This is a genomic window from Nonomuraea sp. NPDC003709, from assembly GCF_040610775.1.
GTDB classification, from domain to species: Bacteria; Actinomycetota; Actinomycetes; order Streptosporangiales; family Streptosporangiaceae; genus Nonomuraea; species Nonomuraea angiospora_A.
On sequence record NZ_JBEXMW010000002.1, the window covers coordinates 805,587 to 825,725 of the forward strand.

Here is a 20,139-nt window from a genome sequence, read left to right on the forward strand (position 1 = left end):
AGGGCTAGCGGGGAGGCGCCGCGGTCTCGCCTGGCTCAAGCTCGCAGGTCAGGAGCTGGTGCCTGGGGACCGTACGGTCTCCCGCGATGAGTTTCGTGAGCAGCCGGACGGCCGCGGCCCCCATCTCACGACGGGGTACGGCGAAGCCGGTGAGCCCTGCCGCGCGGTCGCGGGGGTCGCCGAACGTGGCCAGGGAGAGGTCGTCCGGGAAGCGGAGCCCCGCGCGCTCGGCGGCCGCCAGGAGGGCGCGGTGGGCGGCGTCGGTGTCGGTGGCCTCGGTGACCACCGCGGTGATGCCCTGGTCGCGCCAGGCGCGCAGGCGGTCGGGGGTCAGGTCGGCGCCGTCGGTGCGCACTACCTCGGCTGCCAGCCCGCACTCTTCCATGCCGCTCCGGAAGCCCGCCTCCCTGTCGACGGAGGTGATCGCCTCGTCGGCTTCGCGCACGTACAGGATGCGCTCGTGGCCCAGCCCCGCCAGATGCCGCACCACGGCGGCGCCGGCGGACACGTAGTCGGCGCCGATGTAGGCCAGGCGGTCGCCGAATTCGTCGTGCCGCCCTATGTAGACGACAGGCAGATCGGTGGCCAGCAGGCGGTCCATCTCCCGCACGGGCAGGTGCCTGCCCAGGAACAGGCAGCCGTCGGCCAGTCGTACCCGGTTGAGCACCTGGGCGTGCGGGCGCTCGCCCGTGGTGCTGGAGGCGATGAACATCAGCAGGTCGTAGCCCTGCGCCGCCGACTCCTCCTCGATACCCACCAGGAACGGGTAGTAGGCGTGGGATATCTCATTGGGGAAGGTCGAGGTGAAGGTGTAGAGGCCGAGCAGGTTGTTCTGCCCGGCCGCCAGGCGGGTGGCGATCGGGTCGGGCACGTACCCGAGTTGCTCGGCGGCCTCCATGACCTTGCGCTGGGTCTCCTGGGCGATGCCCATGGCAGCGGCGCCGCCGCCGAGGATCAGGGACACGGTCGGCTGTGAGACGCCGGCCAGTCGAGCGATGTCCGCCTGACGAGGGCGACCGCTGGGTCTCATGGCATATCCCCCAAGAAGTAGTAGATCACGGAGCCTCGATCCCGCCGTCGGGCCTGCGCACCCGCGCGGCCCACCGCTCGTGCAGGTGCGTTTCCGGTGGGTATCGCTTGGCGGCGTTCTCGTCGAGGTCGACGCCCCAGCCGGGTCGATCAGAGGGGGCGATGTAGCCGTTCACCGTCCTCAATGTTCCCGGGAACACCTCGTGCACGGTCTCCGGGTAGACATGCGCCTCCTGGATCCCGAACGCGGGGCTGGTGACGTCGAGCGTGACGTTGGCCGCCGCGCCCACCGGTGACACGTCGGGCGGCCCGTGCCAGGCCGTCCGCACCCCGGTCAGCTCGCACAGCGCGGCGAGCTTGCGCACGGGCGTCAGCCCGCCGACGGCCGAGACGTGCAGGCGCAGGTAGTCGACGCCGCCGGAGGTGATGAGGCGCGCCGCGTCGGTCACCGAGGAGACCAGCTCGCCGGAGGCGATCGGCATCGGCGCGGCCGCCCGCACCTCGGGCAGCCGGTCGAAGTGCTCGGGTGCGAGCGGGTCCTCCAGGAAGAACAGCCGGTACGGCTCCAGCGACCGCGCGAGCGCCACGGCCTCCTTCGGCGTGAGCCGGTTGTGCGCGTCGTGCAGCAGGCCGAGCTCCTCGCCGAGGACCTCGCGGGCACGCTCGAACAACTTCGGCGTGCTCCGCAGGTAGTGGCCGACGTCCCAGCCGTCGGGATGGGGGCTGCCCGGATACCCGCCGGGCGTGCCGACGCCGCCGTACGTGCCGAGCCCCGGCCCGCCCGCCTGCAGCCGCACGTAGCGGTAGCCCTGCTCGGCGAGCGCGGCGGCCCGCTCGATCGACTCCTCGACCTCGCCACCGCGAGCCCCGGTGTAGACGGCGGCGGCCGCCCTGACCCGCCCGCCCAGCAGCTCGTACACCGGCACGCCGAAGCGTTTGCCCGCGATGTCCCACAACGCCTGGTCGATGCCGGACAGCGCGTTGTTGTGCACAGGCCCGCCCCGCCAGTACGAGGAGTAGTGCAGCATCCGGCCGATGTCCTCGATGTCGGCCGGGTGCCGGCCGATGACCATGGGAGCGAGGTGCCGCTCGATCGCGGCGACCACGGCGTGGAAGCGCTGGGTGAAGGTGGCGCAGCCCAGGCCGTACAACCCGGGTTCGGAGGTGTCGATGCGCACGACCACGAGCGGAACCCCGCCTGGAGCGGTGACGATCGTGCGCACACCGGTGATGCGCAGCCCGTCCCTGGCCTGCCACGGCGCCTGCGTCTCCGACATGATCATGATTGTCGCTCCTCTGGGAACGGATGCCGAGCAGTGAATCCGAGCAGTCGCCTGGCCGGCTCGAGATCGATGGCCACGGTCCTGCCGGGCAATGCCGTACGGCGCGGCACGCCGGGGTGGTGCGCCGCGAGCAACTCCTCGGTGGGGGTCGCCACGAGCGTCTCGTCCGCGGCGACGAAGATGACCGGCGCGCCGTGCAGCGGGGCCGTCAGCCCGAGCAGGCAGGCACGCGCGGCGTCGCGCAGGTCGAGGTAGCTCCATACCTCCGCGGCCCCGGCCGCGGGATCCCCGGCCAGCCGCTCCGCGCGCGCGGCGAGCCTGGCCTGGTCACCGAGGAAGGGGAAGCGCAGCGCGGCCACGGTCATGCCGTGCCGCCGGTGCATCATCGCCGCCGTCGCCTCGTCCACCTGCTTGGACAGCGCGTACGGGTCCTCGATCTGCAACGGCACCCGCTCGTCCAGCGGCAGGTACGGCGGGCTCGGGCGCGACCTGGCGAACGGCAGGCCGGTGACCGACAGGCTGCCGGCGATCACGGCCCGCCGTACCCCCTGCTCTCCCGCCTCGTTCAGCACCACGAACGTCGCCTGCGTGTTGGCCGAGAACACCACCTCGGGCGCCGCCACCTCGGGCGAGGCCAGGGCCGCCGTGTGCACGACGGCGTCGGCCCCTTCGAGGGCCGCGCGGACGGCGGCCGGGTCGCGGGCGTCGCCCACGACGACCCGCTCCGCCGCCAGCGGGCCGGGATCCTGCGCGACGAGCGCGGTCACGGCGATGTCCCGCGACGCGAGCTCTGCCAGTACGGCGGAGCCGAGGCGGCCGGCCGCACCGGTGACCAGGACCCTCATCCCTTCAGCCCCGTGAAGGCGATGCCCCGGATGATCTGCCGCTGGAACAGCAGGAATACCAGGACAGGCGGGATGATCGCGATCAGCATCCCGGCGATGAGCAGGGCCTGGTCCGAGGTGTCCGCCAGCCGGGGCAGGGCCACCGCCAGCGGCTGGCTCTCGGTGTCGGTGATGGCGATCATGGGCCAGAGGAAGTCCTTCCACGCGTTCATGACAGCCAGCAGTGATACCACGGCCAGGATCGGACGTGACATCGGCAGCACCACCCGGGTGAAGATCCGCCATGGTCCCGCGCCGTCGAGGCGCGCCGCCTCGAACAACTCCTTGGGTATGCCGTCGAAGAACTGCTTGACCAGCAGGACGTTGAAGGCGTGCGCCCCGGCGGGCAACCACACCGACAGCGGGGTGTTGGCGATGGACAGGTCCAGGACGGTCAGGTACAGCGAGACCATCGAGACGGTGCCGGGCAGGAACAGCGTCGCCAGGACCGCGCCGTAGACGTACCTGCCGTAGGAGGGTCGCAGGACCGACAGCGCGTAGGCGCCTGTCGTCGCGACGAACAGCTGCGTGAACCAGGAGCCGCCGACGAGCACGACGGTGTTCGTCAGGTAGTGGCCGACCTCCAGGGTCGTCCACGCCTCCGCCAGGTTCGACCATCGCACGTCCGCCGGCCACAGGGCCAGCGGACGGCGTAGCGACTCCTGGGTGGAGGAGATCGCGCCCTTGAAGATCCAGTAGATCGGTCCGGCGCCCTCCAGGAGCAGGGCCACGATGAGCAGCACCTGGGTGGTGCCCAGTCCGAGGCGCATCCCGCGCCCACGCCGTTCGGTGTCGGAGATCACTCCCCTCACTTCGTCCCCCAAGCTCTGGTGAGCCGCAGGTACACGGCGGACAGCACCGCCAGCACCACGGCCAGGCTCACGCTCAACGCCGCCGCCGTGCCGTAGTCGCCGTTGACGAACGCGTACCTGTAGATCAGTAGCAGCACCGTGACCGTCGAGTCCTCCGGCCCGCCGTCGGTCAGCACGAACGGCTCGGTGAACACCTGGAAGGTGTTGATCACCTGGAGCAGGAGCATGATCAGCAGGATGGGCCGGAGTTGCGGCAGCGTCACATGCCACAACCTGCGCCACACCGACGCCCCGTCCAGCTCGGCCGCCTCGTACAGCTCGGTCGGCACGCTGGCCAGCGCGGCCAGGTAGATGAGCACGACGCCGCCGGCGCCCGCCCAGGTCGCCTCCAGGATCAGGCTCGGCATCGCCATGCCCGTGGACTGCAACCAGGGGTACGGTCCCAGTCCGACCAGCCCGAGCAACTGGTTGAACAGGCCGGAGTCCGGGTCGTAGAACCACTTCCACATCAGCACGGCCACCACCGGCGGCACCACCACCGGCAGGTAGACCAGCACCCGCATCAGCCCGGAGCCGCGCCGCAGCTCCGACATCAGCACCGCCAGGAAGATCGGCAGCGGAAAGCCGATCAGCAGGGCCAGGCCGGTGAACAGCAGGGTGTTGCGCACCGCCGTGCCCAGCAGGGGGTCGGCGAGCAGGGTGCGGAAGTTGTCCAGGCCCGCGAAGGTCGCCGCCTCGACCAGGTTGGTCTGCTGGAATCCGAGCACCACGCTGCGGATGATCGGCCACCACGAGAACAGGCCGAAGACCAGCACCGTCGGGATGAGGAACAGCGCGGCCGCGACGCCTTTGCCCCGGGTCACTGGGCTTTCTCGAGCAGCGGCGCGACCCGTGCCGCCGCCTTGGTCAGCTCGTCGCGCGGGTCGGCGTCCTTGCGGGTCAGGACGGCCTGCACGGCGGTGTCGAGTGCGCCGTACAGGTCCTGGGCGGCGACGGGGGGTTCGACGACGTACTCCAGCTTGTCGGTGTCCTTCACGTAGGGCGCGAAGTTCGACACCGGGATGTTGCCGTGCTTGGCGATCGCGGCGTTCACGGGGCCTGACACCGACGTGCCGTAGAACGGGAGCGTGGGCAGGCCGACGGCCAGCTTGTCGGCGGCGTTGGCCACGGCGAGCTGCTCGGCGGCCGCCGGGTCGTAGTTGGGTTTGAGGTAGTAGAAGTCGATCCACTTCACCGCGGCGGCTCGCTGCGCGGCCGTGGCTTTGGCGTTGACGGCCGCGACCAGCCCGCCCAGCAGTGTCGCCTTGCCGCCGCCCTGCTGCGGCAGCGCCGCGATGCCGAAGTCGTCCGGCTTGCCGGAGTAGAGGGTGGTGTAGCGGCTGTAGCTGTTGACGGTGCCGATCATCATGCCGATCTTGCCGGCGGCGAAGTCGCGCTCCGCGTCCTGCTGGGTGCGCAGTTGGTTGGCGCCCATGGAGTCGTCCTGCCACCGCATCGTGGACAGGTGCCGGAGCGCCTGCTCCGCCGGGCCGTCCAGGAGCGAGGGCACGTACCTGTCGCCCTCCTGCTTCTCCATCCGCCCGCCGAAGGAGTAGGTCATCGCGGTCAGGATCCAGCCGCCGGTGTTCTTGACCGTCATCTGCGTGTACCCCGCGGCTCCCGTCCCGGCGATCTTCTTGGCCGCCGCCCTGACCTCGTCCCACGTGGCGGGGGGCCGGTCCGGGTCGAGCCCCGCCTTCGTGAACAGGGCGCGGTTGTAGACCAGGCCCAGCGCGTACTCGGTGACGGGCAGGCCGTAGACCTTGCCGTCCGCGCCGGTCGCGGGAGCCAGCGCGCGGGGGTCGAAGTCTCCCGCGTGCGGCAGGCTCTTGATCTCGGCGCTGAGGTCGGCGACCTGGCGCCGGGCGATGAGCCCCGGCGGCTCGGTGAGCGGCACGGTCAGCACCGTCTCCGCGTTTCCGCCGGCCAGCCTGGTCGCGAACGTCCTGGCGTCCCACTGCGTGTCGGTCGGCTTGATCTTGATGGTGGGGTTGGCCTTCTCGAACGCGGCGACCGCGTCGAGGAACTGCGTGCGGGTCTTCGCGGCGGTCGTGGGAGGCATGCCCGCCACGGTGATCGTGGTCTTGCCCGGGTCCTCACCCGACGAGCCGGACGAGCAGCCCGCCGTCGCGGCGGCGAGCACGAGCGCCCCCGCCATCCACCTTCTGGGGGCTGGCACATCCATGGCTACTCCTCTGGGTTAATGCGGATTAGGTGGCATCTAATCCGCATTAGGAGGGCGTGTCAAGGCGTTACCGGCAGATTACGTGATGCACACAAATCACCCTTGACACTCTCGTTCCGGCCGGAGTACACCTCTTCCTAATCCGCATTAGGTCGACAGGGAAGAGATCTTCATGTCCGACATCCCCCGACGCCGTTTCCTCGGCGGAGCCGTAGCGGCCGGACTCGCAGGGGCGCTGGTTCCCGCGGCACAAGCCCAGGCCGACACCCCTTCGATCTCCGCCGACGGCATCACGCTGACCGCGGCCACCGACGGCGGCATCACCGTCCGCGACGGCGGTGGCGTCGAGCGGGTCAGGCTCACCGGGTTCATGGCCAAGGACTCCGTCACCGGCATCCAGCGCACCACCGGCGGAACGCCGTCGCTCATCACGCTCCAGGACGGCACGCAGGCCATCCAGGTCGACTACACGCTCCCCGGCACGGCCGCCGGAATCACCGTCCGCGGCGTCTTCAGCGTCGCGCCGCACCGCGCGAAGCTCCGCTGGGAGGTCGGCGGCTCGACCACGCTGATCCCGGCCGGGTTCATGCTCGGCCGCACCGTCGTCTCTCCCTCGGCGCCCGAGTCCTTCGCCGCGCTGACGACGTGGAACCGCGACGCCGGGGGAGGAGTGCCGTACGAAAGCAATGCCGGGGTCGTCTACCAGGAGACCTGGGCCGACACCCGCGCCTACTTCCGGCTGGCCACCACCACACCTGCCTGGACCAACGCCACCTGGATCCACGCGCCGGGCACCGGGACCGCGAGCGCGGCCGTGACGGAGGCCGACCTGGTGCTCGGCTCGATGCGGCCCGCGGCGGGCGGCACCATGGGCGCAGGCCTTCCACTCGGCGTAGAGGTCTGGACCGACCAGCCCTTCTCCCTCTGGGAGGCCGGCGGCCGGCCCATGGCCCTGCACGCGGAGGTCGCCAACGGAGGGAAGACCGCCCGCAACGTCAAGCTGTCGTGGTGGGCGCGCGACTTCGACGGCAAGACGCTGGCCGGCGGCAGCGTGACCGGCACGGTCGCGGCGGGAGCCGCGTGGAAACAGACCTTCACCGTCACCTCGCCACCCCGCGGGATCGTGTTCACCGAGGTGAGCGCCACCGCGGGCACCGACAGCGCGTTCGCCCGCACCAACCTCGCCGTCCTGCCGCCGCACACCTACCAGGCGGGCGCCGACAGCATGTTCGGCATCGCCAACTACCCCTGGCTGCTCAAGCCCGACACCGCCGCCGTCGTGGGACTGATGAAACGCCTGGGCATCCAGCGTGTCCGCATCTCCTACGACGGCGGGCCTGGTCTCCCGCCCGCCACCCTCGACGCGGCGGGGATCGGTCACAACATCGAGCTCGCCGGGATCCCCCTGGGCGGAACGGCCGCCGAGGTCGCCGCCTGGGCCGACACGAACACGCAGAAGGCGATCGGGTCGGGTGCCGGCTACTTCGAGGTCGCCAACGAGGTGAACAAGCCATGGATGAGCGGCGAGACCGCCGCCGCCTACGTGCGGGACGGACTACGCCCGGTACGCGACCGGCTGACCGCAGCGGGAGCGCCCACCAAGGTGCTCAACGCCGGCCTGGCCGGCATGGATCACGTCTGGACCAAGAACTTCCACGACGCCGGCGGCTGGGACCTCATCGACGGGTTCGCCTTCCACCCGGGCAGGGGCAACTTCACGCCGGACTACGCGCCGCCTCCTGAGGAATGGACGCAGGGCAGCAACGGCTCCTACTGGAACTTCCTCGGCGGCCTGCGCAAGGCCCGCGAGATGATCGCGGAGTACGGGCACAAGGAGTTGTGGCTGACCGAGGCCTACGCCTGCACGAAGCCGAACAGCTGGTGGCACGACACCTACCGGCAGGCCGCGGAGAACGTCCTGCTCACCCTGGCGCTGGCCAAGGCCGAGGGGGTGCGCTGCGTGAACTGGTACCAGCTGCACGACAGCGTCCTCGGCAAGCCGCAGATGGCCGACCCGGCCAACCCCGAGTACCACTACGGGCTCATGAACCGCGACACCAGCGCCAAGCCGTCCATGCTCGCCTACGCCACGGCCGCGCAGGTGCTGGACAGGGCGACGTTCGTACGCTGGTTGAAGCCGGCCGACCCCGACCTGAAGGGACTGCTGTTCAGCACGCCGGAAGGACCCGTCTCGATCCTGTGGAGCAGGAAGGACGGATACCTGCTCAACACCGACCATGCGCCGGGCTCCACCTGGTTCGCCGCACCGGAACCGTGGGTGGACGGCTGGCCGACCAAGACGGACCTGAAGGTGGCCGCCGCCGGGAGCTCGGTGAGGGAGCTCGACTGCATCGGCAGGGAACGACGGCTCACCGCCCGCGAAGGCAAGGTCAAGGTCCGGCTGGACGGCGCCCCGCGTATCTACTTCGGTCTGACGGCGACCCCTGACCAACTGCCCTGAGGCCGAACTCTCCCCTGCCCTGGGGTGCAGAGAGCGCCGGCCATCCGCCTGTACCGTTGATCCCGAACTCCCGCGCCACCGACTGGACGGAATCTATCCCGAACGCGCAGTGGATCAGTCGTAACGTGGATATTGCCTGCCGCTGTGCGTCGCTAGGCTCATCCGCGCCTCATACCGTGAGGCGGAAATCGACGCAGGATGTGCACGACGTCCGCGATCAGGGCCGGACACGCTGTCTCCACCGCGCGGCGGACCCGCCCTTCCGAGCGAGGCGACACGGGCGGTTCCTCTGAGACCGGGTCGCTCCTCTCCTGCCGGCGAGATCGCTTGACACACCTCTGTCCGGCCAATTGGGTAGGTCCAGCCACGGGAGCTGGGGGATCAAGACCATGAATGAATTGAGATCACAGAGCTTGGGAAACCTCCCGAGTCCATCCGCACCGGCCCTGATATTCAAAGGCGACGTAGAGGAAATGCGAGCGCAGGTCTCGCAGAACTTCTCGCCGCACGGCCTCAAGGTCATCAAAAGCCATTCGAACGGTGGCCGGTACAGGCTTCTGCACCGCGGGAACATCGTCTTGCACACACTGGCGTACGGGGCCGAAATCCGTGTCGAAGTACCAGCGCTGCCCGACTTCTACAACATTCACGTGCCGTTGACCGGTGGTGGAAGATTGACGGTCGGGCGCCAGGACGTTGCCGCACCACTTACCATCATCGGCCCTCGGCAGCGCATCAACATGAACTGGAGCGTCGATCACGATATCATGATCATCCAGATTCCTGAGGTGCTTGTCGATCGCCTCCTTGAGGATCGGCTCGGTGACGCCCCGAAAAAAGATATGCACTTCGAGCCACAAGTCATCGATGAGAGCCCGCTGGGTCGAGCACTCACCGCACTTTCCCTCCCCGCTACGGCAGGAACACCGTTCCCCTTTGCCGCCTCATCTCTCGCCGAACACCATTTCGAGCAGTTCTTACTGCACACCATGCTCGGCTCACAGCCCCATACCTACTCTGCCGACCTCGACGAGCCCAGTGCCCTATCGATCTCCGCAGCGCTTCGACGCGCGCGCCACTTCTGCGAAGAACACGCCGCTGAGCCGATCACCCCAAGAGACATCGCCACTGCGGCCAGGGTGAGCGTCCGTACCCTTCAGGCGGGCTTCCGCGAACACCTGCAGACAACGCCCATGGCCTATCTGCGCAACGTACGGCTGGCCCGGGCTCACGCCGATCTTGTCCACATCGCGGCGACAGGCAGCCAGACTACTGTTACAGAGGTGGCGCTCCGCTGGGGTTTCGTGCATCTGAGCCGGTTCGCCTCCCTCTACCGCCAGACCTACGGTCACGCGCCCTCCGTCACACGTCGAGGACGATAGCGAAGGCGATGGTTAAGGATGCGAGACGCGTCCGACCGGTTGAAGGGTGAGGGCATCGTCCGCCATGAGGTCCTGGTGCTCGCCACTGTTCGCGCGGGCTCCGCGCGATGACGATCGTCCGGTATCCGGATCGCGCCGCAGGCCGCTCGCTTACCGGATAGTCCGGCATTCCACCTCTCCGTACGATCCACTGCAGGAGACCGAGAGACACGAGCATCAGGAGGAAAAGTGCGCAAGAGCGTTCTTGCCCTGGCCGCGACTTTAGCGTTCACCGGGGCTGGACTCGCGTTCGCCGCCGCTCCGGCGAGCGCCGAGAACCGCGACTTCTCAGTCGGCAACCGCGACTTCTCAGCCGGGAACCGCGATTTCTCGGTCGGGAACCGCGATTTCTGAATAGGCAACAGCGAAGCTCCGGTCGCCGACCGGGGATGACGGCCGGCGACTGAGCAGATCCGATGTGGCGGATGAGGTGTGCAGTTTCCTGCACACCGCACTCTTGCGGTACCAGGTGACCTGCGAAACCTCAGCCGCCCGGGTCGCGGCGTGAGACCGGCTACCGGAAGTTTCGCTGAGATCGCCTGTCTGCCCTACTGGAGTGATGGCGGCCCGAAAGCCGTCGCCGGGTCTCCAGTAGCCACAGCGCTCCCATTTGCTCATCGGCCGGCATTATGCCGCGTCTGTTCAGATGCATATGGGTCAGGCTGCGGACTACGCCGATATTGTCGGCCAAATCTGAGAGGCTGTCCGCCGTGCGGGTTTCGTACAACCCTCGAATGTGCGTGAGCCAGGGCGCTTGCTCCTCCGTCAGCACGTTCATGAGCTCCTTGCGGGCCTCATGCGCACGTCGTCGTGACACCTTCCGAGCCGGCAGCCCCGCGCTCATACGGGTCAGCACCTCAGTGACGACATCAGCAGGAGCGCGCAAAGAGCCGAGATAGAGATGGGTCAAGGCGGCCGCCAGCAAGGCCCTGTCCTGTTGTGACTGCCGGAGCGGCCTGAGGCAGGCGAGTGCGGATCTGCTGTCTTCGCAGAAGGAGCGTTCGCAGGCTGCCAGGCCTTCAGCACCCCCATATCGGCGGGTCTCCGGGCGGTAGGGCTCAATGGAGAAGGTGGACACGAGGTCCTTTCCGGCCAGTACCCGAAGCACCTGACTCATTTCGATGACATTCGTGTCTTCGCTTCGGATCCTGATTCGGAGATGCCGGACGGGATCGTCGTACCGGACGAAGAACCACTGCGCCTTCCGGCGCTCAAGATGGTTACCGAGGACACGGATCACCTCGTCCTCGTCATCGGGATCCGCGAGGATGTGGAAGGCCCACCACCGGTCGCCAGGAAGGTGCACGACCGGCTCGGTCACCTGAGAGACGTCCGCCGGTATGCGGGGGTGTTCCGTGTTGACCATGGTGGCGACGAATTCGACGGGGCGGTCAGCCAGCCCGCTGACAAAGGACTCCTCGACCCATTCGCGTCCACGGCGCTTTTCGTCCGCGAGGAGGTCCCGGTGCAGGGGGTTTTCAAGGTCGAGCAGAAGCCGGGTATCGCCCTCCCCGACGTGCACGTACCTGGGCATCGCCGGACCGCCGAGCGCTGCGTCGATCCGCCACCTGGCCGGGGAGATGATCAGATCGCCGATCTCCACCCGCGGCAGCGCACTGTTCGTCGCGGGCAGTGCTCCCCAGTCCCAGCCGGGTACGGCAGTGCCGAAGGCGGACACCCGATGGGCGAAATCCAGTAGCGGGGGCGCATCACCGGTATTGACCAGGTGGTGGGTACGTGCGACGACCTTGCGCCCGTCAGTCCGCGACCGCAGGTACGGCACGCCATCCGAGACACCGACCATCAGGTCGGCGGGGCGTGTCACGGGCCGTTCCGCGGTAGAGGGAGCCGACGACCAGGCGAGCAGCCCTTCGTAGGGAGAACAGCCGGTGGCGAGGTTGCGCAAAGCGTCCTGCCAATAGTCGATCGCCAGGAAAAGCGCCTCTGAGCCCTCACGACACACCGCCGCCGCGACATGTTCCTCAACACGCGGGTCCAGTCCGGCGAAGCGTGAAAAGGCCCGGCCGCCGGGGCCGGCCAATCCTCGTGGCCCCAGCACCCAGCCCGGGTCCCGTGGATCGCCCGTCTTGGTTCGTTGGACGAAGACGTCGTACGACACGGCAGCCCGGCTCAGCACAGGCAGGGTGGCGACGTCCTCCGGAACGATCGAGACCCTGTTCGCTGCCGCACGCCGGATGAGGGCAGCCCGGAGCGCTGCCAGTCGCGGGGAATCGGCCACGCCTGGTGCCGGTGGCCGTTCCTCGTCCAGCACCCGCTCAAGGGGGACCTCCTCATGCCCGGAACGTCGTTCGAACCTCTCTGCGAAGTCGGCGATCCACCGGTCCGGCTCTTGCGCCATGGCCAATCGCAGGAGGATCGGCATGGCCGCAAGCAGGGCGTGCTTCAGGGCGTTCGGCGCTCGGCCGTCCACGGACATGGCCAGATCCATGGCCAGGCACGCGCGGGCATCCCGCCAGTCAAAGACCTCAGTCGCCTTCTTGACCGCATCGATCCCCTCCCCGAGAGGGCATTGCTCGAGCTGACGCAGCAGGGGAACCCGATAGCCCAACTCATGTGGCGCAGGTCGACGTGCAGAGCTCACCAGCAGCCCGGCCTCCCGCAGCCGGCTGACGAAGGCGCGAGGATCGAGGATCCCCGGGTCCGTGATGTGAACCAGTTCGGCAACAGAGTCGATGTCACGTGGTTCGGTGCAGTAGTCGCAGATCGTGTCGACGACGGGCAGCCGTCGTACCGAACGCATGGTCACGTTGTTACCGGGAGGTGCGAACAGGATCCGCCGAGCGGTCACCCGCCGGCTCGGGTTCACCTCGACCGTGGCAGCGGTGCTGTCAGCGAGACGGCACGCCACGGTGGCGTCCAACCTGACCCTCTTGGTGAAGGCGCGGGGGCGGATTTCGCCCTGGTCCGCGCCCCAGGTGGTGAAGCCCGTGGCGGCGAACAGACCGAAGGGCGTGGGACGATGGCTCATACGGTTGACGTACTTGAGGAAGGTCCACTGCATGCGCTGCCGGGCCTCGGGATCAGGCTGCCAGGCTCCCGACGCATAGAGATCCAGGCGGCTCGCGAAGCGCGGGTTGGCCACCCAGACAGCCTCGGCCAGGACGGCGTTCGACCACAGCCGGATGATGGGATCCCCCTCGTGACTGTGGTCCGGCATGTCGCACGGCAGGACGGGCATGCGGACCATCACGAGCGGCAGCGCCGACCACGCTTCCTGCTCAGGCATTCGGCGTGTGCTCCAGGCTGCTGCCGGTGTCCCAGACCCGCCACAGCCTTGCGTAAATGTCGTCGCGCCGGAGCAGCTCGTCATGGGAGCCCACTTCAGCGATACGGCCGCCCGACATGGCGATGATCTGGTCCGCCTGGGCGGCCGTGTCCAGCTTGTGAGCGATCTGGATGACCGTGTGGCCATGAAGTGAGCGGCGGAGCACGTCGTCCAGCCGCCGCTGCGTCGTTCTGGGGAGCGCGGAGGTGGCCTCGTCGAGAATGAGGATCGCCGGGGGATTCAGCAGGATTCGAGCCAAGGCGAGTTGCTGCGACTCCGCTGGAGTCGGGACATACGCCTCTTCTCCCAACTCGGCGTCGATGCCTCCGTCCAACTGCGAGATCCAGGACATCGCGCCGGTGGCCTCCAAAGCGGCGGTCACCTGCTCGTCGGTGGCTGCAGGCATGAACAGGCGTAGGTTGGCCGCGGCGCTCCGTTTGAAGACGTGGTCCTCCTGAGTGACCAGCGCGATGTGACGGCGCAGAACGCTTGGCGGAAAACTGGCGATGTCGGTGCCGCCGACAAGTATGCGTCCCTGTGACGCGGGCTGGACTCCGGCCATGAGCAGAGCCAGGGTGGTTTTGCCTGCCCCCGACGGGCCCACGATGGCCGTTCTTGTGCCGCGCTCGATGCGCAGGTGGGCGTCTTCGACCACGGGACGGCCCGGCTTGTACGCGAAGGTCACGCCTTCCACCACTACCGATCGGTCGACCGGTTCGGGGCCGGACTTCTCGATCTCCCACGGCGTCTCGGGCACTCCGACGATTCTGGCCAGCCCGGCTGAGCCGCTCTGAAACTCGTCGAACCAGTCGGCGAGGTCGTCGAGCGGCCCGATCAGGGCTTGCGTGTAGAGGACGACGGTTGTCACCTCACCGACGTCCGCCAGCCCGATGCCGACCATCCACGCCCCGACGCCGGCGGTGACGACCAGGGGCAGGAAATAGCCGATCTGTACGAGGGGAAACCACCGGGCCGACAGATCAACAGGGGTGACAGAAGCATCCCTGGCCTCGGCCACCCCGGAAGCGATCAGTCGACCACGCCGGCCGCCAAGGTCGAACGCCTCTACCACCTGTGCGCCCTGCGCGGTCTCCAGCACCAGGGTCGACAGCCGTGACTGGGCGGCGAGTTCGTCCTGGTAGGCCTTCCGGAGCCGCTTGGCGTACCTGCGCGTCGCCACCACGATGATCGGAACACCGACCAGCACCGTCCAGCCCAGCAGAGGGTTGGCCACGAAGGAAGCAGTGACCGTGAGCACCAGCGTGAGCAGCGCGGCCACCGTCTCCGGCAACCCGGATCTCACGACCTCATGGATGACCTCCATGTCGTTGGTGGACCGGGAGAGGATCTCACCCGTTCCCACGCTCTCGACCCGCTGCAACGGCATCCGCAGTACGCGGCTGACGAACGTCTCGCGCAGATCGGCGAACACTCTCTCGCCCAGCCTGAAGGCCGACTTCCTGGCGAAGAACACCAGGACGCCCTGGAGCAGGACACACGCCGCGATTCCCACGACGGCGAGGTCTAGGGGAAATCCTGGCGACCTGTGCGCGATGCTGCCGACGACATCGCCAAGGAGCATCGGCGGTACCAGCCCGACCGCTACCGCCACAAGGTAGAGGCAGACGACGGCGCCCAGTGTGCCGCGGTTGGACCTCAGCAGCCGCAGGACTTCGGTGCGGATCCTCGCGTTGTCGGCTGTCGGCAGGGTGGCGTCAGACATCCTGGATCTCCCGTGCGACTACGGCTCGGTAGGTCTTGCAGGTCGTCAGTAGCTGACGGTGGGTTCCGCTGACGAGGTCGCGTTCCAGGTAGAGCACCCGATCGGCGAGCTCCAGGAACGCCGGGCTCCGGGTCAGCACCACGGTGCCCGATTTCTGCCGGAAGGAACGCAGGCGCGACGCGACCTCCTGCTCGGTGGCGCTGTCCAGCGCCTCTGTCGGCCGTACCATGACCAGATAGGGGCTCTGACGTGCGAGAGCGGAGGCGAGGGCCAGCCGTTGGCGCTGGCCGCCCGACAGATTGCGTGCACGCGGCCCCACCGTCAGGTCCAGGCCTTCGGAGCTCATGGTCAGCAGGTCGTCGCAGACGGCTGTGCGCAGGGCCTCCAGTACTTCGTCATCACTGAGGCCACCGGCCGAGTCAACGGCCTCACGGATGGTTCCGGAGAAGAGGAACGGCTGCGCGCCGTGATAGAGCACCGTCTTGCGTACGTCGGAGCGAGGGGCTTCGGCCAGTGCGGTGCCGCCGATCGAGGCTCGCCAGGCGGGATCATCGGCTCGTAGCCCCGCCAGGTGTTCCGCGATCCGCGTCTCGTCGGCCGGCGATTCGGGAACGACGACGACCAGCTCTCCCGGTCGGACCACGATTCCCGTGCGAGGTGTGGTCAGTTCACCCGTGAGCACGCCCTGTTCGTCTACGGGAGGCTGCTCCCGGTCGGGGTCTCCCAAGCAGGCGTTGTAATTCTCTGTCGCGACCAATGCCCCGGCCCGGGTCCTCACGAAGTCTGCGACCGATCCAACGGGCTCGACCAGGAACACCGCCGCGGCACAGAACGCAACCAGTGCGCCTGGTTCGATCTCGCCGCTCAGCGCCAGTCGTCCGCCGGCCCAGGTGACCAGAATGAGCAGCAGGTTCGGCAGGAAGACAGCGGAGGCCGACAACAGCGCTTGGGTGCCTCCCACCGCGACGCCCGCTCGGAGTGTCTGCTTCGACACGACTCGGTAGTGCTCCTCGAAGGTGGCCTGCGCCCCGAGACCACGGAGCACCCGCAGCCCTCCCGCGAGGTCGACCCCCAGCTCATTCAGCGTGCCGAGGAGTTTCCTGTGGGCCCGCTGCCGGCCCTCCAGCGGCACCGCGATCCTTGTGGTGAGGAGGGAGACGAGCACGACGCCAAGCAGGACGGCCCCGCCGAGCGCCAGGGACTCCGCGAGCAGGTACGTGGCGATCACCGCCATCGCGGCGATCGAACCGAGCAACCGTGCGATGGCATTCGGGAACCCTCCGATCGCGTCGGTGTCGGAGTTGACCGAGGTGCCCAGCTCGCCCGTGGAGCCCTGCACGCCTCTGGTGACCCGATCGCCCAGACGGGCCTTCAAGTCGAATGACACCCGGATCTTCAACTTGGCCGCCACGACATAACGGGTGATCGATGCCGCGATGGTGACCGCCGCCAGCATTGCCAGGAGCGCAATCGAGCTCACAACGCCGGAGGTCGCGTCGATCAGAATCGCGAGAATTCTGCCCAGCGACCACGGGATCAATGCTTCCGCGCCCCACTGCACCATGGCCAGCCCGACGAGAAGGCCGACCGTCCTCTTGTTCTCCCGAATGGGGTCCGACAGCGCAAGGTGGTTCACGACTGCTCCTCGGCATCCGCCTCAGGGGGTAGGAGGGGGATCTCCTTCACGTCCGGATAAAGCGCTCGCAGGGCATCCATTCCAGCGACGCGGCCGATCTCGGCGAGGATGTCGGCTGCGGCGTCGAGGAATGGTCCCCTTCGTGATCCCGCGGCGAATTTGAGCAGACCGCGCGGTTGGCTGACACGCGGGATGACCGCGTCGAACCGGTGCGATCGGAAACCGAAGCTCGCGCCGTGGACGAGGCGGATTCCTCGGATGGCGGCCGCGTGGCGCAGCACACCCAGGACGAACCCATGATTGGCGACGCTGTCCTCGGCGCTGTCCTCGGCCAATTCGATGATGACGAACGGGGCGTCGCGGATGATGTCGTTCTCCGAGGCGAGCGAGGGGTGAATTACTGAGCTGAACACGCCGCTGACCGTCGCCAGCCTCTCGGCCACATACCGATTGTTGGCGTACACCTGGCCCGCGTGCCGTCGATGCCAGGCCGGGCGGAACAGGAAGGGAGCGTCCAGCGCCGCGATATCGGCGGCGCTCGGCCCGGCGCCGGTCACCCCACGCACCAGCCGCAGCACCTTCGCCAGTTCGCCCGCCTGCGGCACCCCACCGACCATCCCTTGGTGATGGAGGACATTGGCGACGCCGAGATTGGCCAGTTCCAGCCCCTGCTGGTCGAGTTTGAGCGCCGAGCGCACCTCGATGAACGTGACAGCGTCACGACCCGCCATCGCTTCCAACACCTGCCGCATCGGCCAGGCCGGGGAGATCAGCGTGGTATCCGCGATCACCACCCGGGGGCGAGCCGGATCTTCCGCCCAGGCACGCAGCCACCGCCGCAGCGGCAGAACATCCAGAGTGCGGCTGTAACGAACCGGCTCGACAAGGAGGACGTCGGCGCCGGAAAACGATGCCGGGTCCGTCAACGCCGACGGCGGGATCTTCTCGTGAGAGACGGCGGAAGACGCAAGGTACTCCAGGAGGAGATCGGTTTCGAAGTAGTCACCCCAGTATGCGATTTTCAACGGGTGTGCCTCGGTCGGATGCATCATATGAATGAGCGATTGCAGCACATGGGTGAGTGCGGCCATTCCGCTGGAGAAAGCCACGCTCTCCAGCGCCCATCCGGTGGGAACATGCTCCGCCACGGCAGCAGCCAGCCGTGCCTCCAGGTGAGAAGCCGTCATGTTCCGTTCATAGCTGTGGTCGAGCTCGCACCCGCTGGGCAGTACCGTCCGGAGCATCGTGTCGGGCGAGCGGAATCTCTGTTCGCTCATCGCGTGAGCGCGTCTCAGCAATAGCGACCTGAGTGTCTCCGCGGCTCGGTCGAGCTCGTGTTCGGCCAAGAGGCCCCGAGTGACGTCGACGCCCGCGAGCCGGTGGTGAAGCAACCGCCAGTCCGGCAGGTCCTCGTAAGGCAGCTCCATTATCTCCCGGACAAGCTCGGCGAGCAGGTTCTGCTCAACCACCAAGAAATCATCCATCAATCCTGCTTGATGATAAAGAGGCGTGCCCTGCCGCCGTGGCGGCAGGGCACGCCGGAAGGAGTCAGTTGGTCTTCGGCTTGTTCATCGCCAGGATCGTGAGGTCGTCGCGGATCTCGCGGATCTCGGTGCCGACCACGGGGGTCTCCCGGATGTCGAGCGATTCCACATCGGCGAACAAGTCGGCCAGATCCCGTTCGAGCAGCTCAATCGCATTCATTTGGCTCCCCTTTCTTGGCTAACCCGTGGCGGACGCCGCGGGTCGTCTGTAAGCGGACGAGGCGTAACTCCCTTCATGGCCGGCAAGCGCGGAGCCGTCGGGCAGAACGACAGCTCCGAGAGCGTCGTGCGCCCTGTCCAGCCAGTGGAGGAAGGCCAGCCCGTCCTCGCCGAGTTCGGTCCGGGCGCCATCGCCGTGCAAGCCTCGCCTGAACTCACGCGCCCGTGCCCATGCGACCGCGGTTCTGTGCAGAATCTCCGGGTCCGGTTCGGCATAAGAGCGACGGCGGGTCAGCAACGCCAGGTAGAGCAGAGTTTGGTGCACGTACACGTGGTAGGCGCTGATGGCGCGATCGGCGCTGAACTGGCGGACTCTCAGTTCGTCCCCGCTCCAGGGGATGGGAATGGTGTGACTCTCCGCGTCCACGTAGCCTGGCCGGAAGATCGTGCGGGCAAGCCCGATGTCGAAGAGCTTCTGGTGAAGCGATTCATGCAAGATCGACTCGGCGGCATCGTAGACATTCCGCAGCGCGGACACATTGACGAAAATCAGCTTGGGCGTCTGGGCGAAGTGCCCGCTGATGATCGCTCCGGTGAGCGGCACGAGACCGTAGGCGCACCGCAGGACGTCGGGAGCGACCACGGGCAGGGCTTCGGCGAGCAGGTCCATCGCGTGGTCAGCGGCCCGCTCCAGGTCGTCTCCGACCTCAACGGCTTCCACCAGAAGGTTTTCGCCGTCCGCGACGGTTTGCGCGTTCCAGCGGGACAGGACCTCCTCGCCGGCGCACGTGCCCCGCATGGCGCGGCATACGCGAGGACGGAAATGCCTGGACCTCGACTCGTCGACGGTGAGCTGCCCGTCGCTGCCGCTTGCGATGATCAGGAAATCGTTGATGGCCGCATGAGCGGCTTCCTTCCGCCCGGCTTGGAATTCGCGGAGCGCGAGATCCAGAGCACCCCGGCGCAGGGCCTCAAGCTGAGGGGCCGCACAGGCGTTGAGCGCCTCCCGATCGATCTGCATCGCATCGGCGCACAGTCTGCCAAGCCCTCGGTAATAAACGTCGGCCGTCTGGTCGGCGTTGTCGCCATCGCCGAACATTCCTGTGCCCAGGTGGCTCTCCACCTCCGAAACCGTTGTCTTCGCCGCAACGGCCGATTGATGCACTGGGGTCGACGACACGGTATTACCCTTCCAGGGAAATCAGATCGTGGGCCGCGAGTTGGCGTAGTTGCTCGTTCACCAGAGCAATGCACTGATCGATGTTTACTGCGGGCATGATGTGAGAAACGCGCTGCGCTGTCGCCGCCACGGTCTGGCCGTCGCAGATCTCCAGCAAATAGAGCTTGAATCTGTCGACGATCAATGTCGCGACGGGTTTGCGAACGAATATGAAGGCGCCCGTCAGATCGGCGAAGCGTTCCAACTCCCAGCCCATGGTCCGGCGAATAACGGAATCGGCCATGTGATTCCCGAAGGTCGCGGTTCGTCTCCGACTACTGACCATAGCAATGTCGTCGATTGGCTGACAAGAGGATTTTCTGTTATCCACTCAGGCTGGTGAGTGGTCCATGCCGGGTTTGGATTGGACGCTCCTATTTTCATGGGATCGTAAATATTGTGCGATATTGTTTATGGTTTGACCCGGATCTTTTGTGATCTGGCAGGCCTGAATCGGT

General features: G+C 67.5%; 16 protein-coding genes. 3 read left to right on the forward strand and 13 right to left on the reverse strand.

The window, feature by feature from the left end; genetic code table 11:
* Window positions 1-4: 4 nt before the first annotated feature.
* From ABZX61_RS08150 to ABZX61_RS08175, 6 genes are read right to left on the reverse strand one after another with little or no spacing between them, the layout of a single operon-like run.
* Entirely contained in the window at window positions 5-1,030 is a 1,026-nt protein-coding gene (locus ABZX61_RS08150; protein WP_350734880.1) for a LacI family DNA-binding transcriptional regulator, read from the reverse strand.
* A gap of 25 nt (window positions 1,031-1,055) precedes the next feature.
* Entirely contained in the window at window positions 1,056-2,306 is a 1,251-nt protein-coding gene (locus ABZX61_RS08155) for an enolase C-terminal domain-like protein (protein WP_355192547.1), read from the reverse strand.
* Window positions 2,307-2,308: 2 nt separating this feature from the next.
* A complete protein-coding gene (locus ABZX61_RS08160) occupies window positions 2,309-3,157 on the reverse strand; it encodes an NAD(P)-dependent oxidoreductase (RefSeq protein WP_355192549.1) in 849 nt (282 codons plus the stop codon).
* A complete protein-coding gene (locus ABZX61_RS08165) occupies window positions 3,154-3,999 on the reverse strand; it encodes a carbohydrate ABC transporter permease (RefSeq protein WP_350734886.1) in 846 nt (281 codons plus the stop codon). The genes ABZX61_RS08160 and ABZX61_RS08165 overlap by 4 nt, the downstream gene beginning before the upstream one ends.
* A gap of 5 nt (window positions 4,000-4,004) precedes the next feature.
* A complete protein-coding gene (locus ABZX61_RS08170; protein WP_350734888.1) occupies window positions 4,005-4,871 on the reverse strand; it encodes a sugar ABC transporter permease in 867 nt (288 codons plus the stop codon).
* Window positions 4,868-6,232, reverse strand: a complete 1,365-nt coding sequence (locus tag ABZX61_RS08175) for an extracellular solute-binding protein (protein ID WP_355192551.1) — start codon at window positions 6,230-6,232, stop codon at window positions 4,868-4,870. Before ABZX61_RS08175 ends, ABZX61_RS08170 begins: the two co-directional genes overlap by 4 nt.
* A 172-nt stretch (window positions 6,233-6,404) precedes the next feature.
* On the opposite strand from ABZX61_RS08175, the gene ABZX61_RS08180 reads away from it, so the two are divergent.
* From ABZX61_RS08180 to ABZX61_RS08190, 3 genes are all read left to right on the forward strand, one after another.
* On the forward strand, window positions 6,405-8,693 hold the full coding sequence (locus ABZX61_RS08180; protein WP_355192553.1) for a hypothetical protein: 2,289 nt from the start codon (window positions 6,405-6,407) through the stop codon (window positions 8,691-8,693).
* Between the two features lie 389 nt (window positions 8,694-9,082).
* Complete coding sequence (locus ABZX61_RS08185) at window positions 9,083-10,075, forward strand: AraC family transcriptional regulator (protein WP_355192555.1); 993 nt, start codon at window positions 9,083-9,085, stop codon at window positions 10,073-10,075.
* Between the two features lie 228 nt (window positions 10,076-10,303).
* Entirely contained in the window at window positions 10,304-10,468 is a 165-nt protein-coding gene (locus ABZX61_RS08190; RefSeq protein WP_355192557.1) for a hypothetical protein, read from the forward strand.
* 160 nt (window positions 10,469-10,628) lie between these two features.
* Here ABZX61_RS08190 and ABZX61_RS08195 read toward each other — a convergent pair whose 3' ends face one another.
* The 7 genes from ABZX61_RS08195 to ABZX61_RS08225 form a co-directional block, all read right to left on the reverse strand.
* Complete coding sequence (locus ABZX61_RS08195; protein ID WP_355192559.1) at window positions 10,629-13,361, reverse strand: thiopeptide-type bacteriocin biosynthesis protein; 2,733 nt, start codon at window positions 13,359-13,361, stop codon at window positions 10,629-10,631.
* Window positions 13,354-15,123: an ABC transporter ATP-binding protein gene (locus ABZX61_RS08200; RefSeq protein ID WP_355192561.1), complete on the reverse strand. Its 1,770-nt coding sequence runs from the start codon at window positions 15,121-15,123 to the stop codon at window positions 13,354-13,356. The genes ABZX61_RS08195 and ABZX61_RS08200 overlap by 8 nt, the downstream gene beginning before the upstream one ends.
* Entirely contained in the window at window positions 15,116-16,759 is a 1,644-nt protein-coding gene (locus ABZX61_RS08205) for an ABC transporter ATP-binding protein (RefSeq protein ID WP_355192563.1), read from the reverse strand. The genes ABZX61_RS08200 and ABZX61_RS08205 overlap by 8 nt, the downstream gene beginning before the upstream one ends.
* On the reverse strand, window positions 16,756-18,243 hold the full coding sequence (locus tag ABZX61_RS08210; RefSeq protein ID WP_355192565.1) for a hypothetical protein: 1,488 nt from the start codon (window positions 18,241-18,243) through the stop codon (window positions 16,756-16,758). The genes ABZX61_RS08205 and ABZX61_RS08210 overlap by 4 nt, the downstream gene beginning before the upstream one ends.
* A gap of 64 nt (window positions 18,244-18,307) precedes the next feature.
* Window positions 18,308-18,463 carry a hypothetical protein gene (locus tag ABZX61_RS08215; protein WP_355192567.1) on the reverse strand — a complete coding sequence of 52 codons (156 nt, stop codon included), beginning with the start codon at window positions 18,461-18,463 and terminating at the stop codon, window positions 18,308-18,310.
* An 18-nt stretch (window positions 18,464-18,481) separates the two neighbouring features.
* Window positions 18,482-19,642 (reverse strand): hypothetical protein, encoded by a 1,161-nt coding sequence (locus ABZX61_RS08220; protein WP_355192569.1) that lies wholly within the window; start codon window positions 19,640-19,642, stop codon window positions 18,482-18,484.
* Window positions 19,643-19,646: 4 nt separating this feature from the next.
* Entirely contained in the window at window positions 19,647-19,925 is a 279-nt protein-coding gene (locus ABZX61_RS08225) for a hypothetical protein (RefSeq protein WP_350734907.1), read from the reverse strand.
* Window positions 19,926-20,139: the final 214 nt, after the last annotated feature.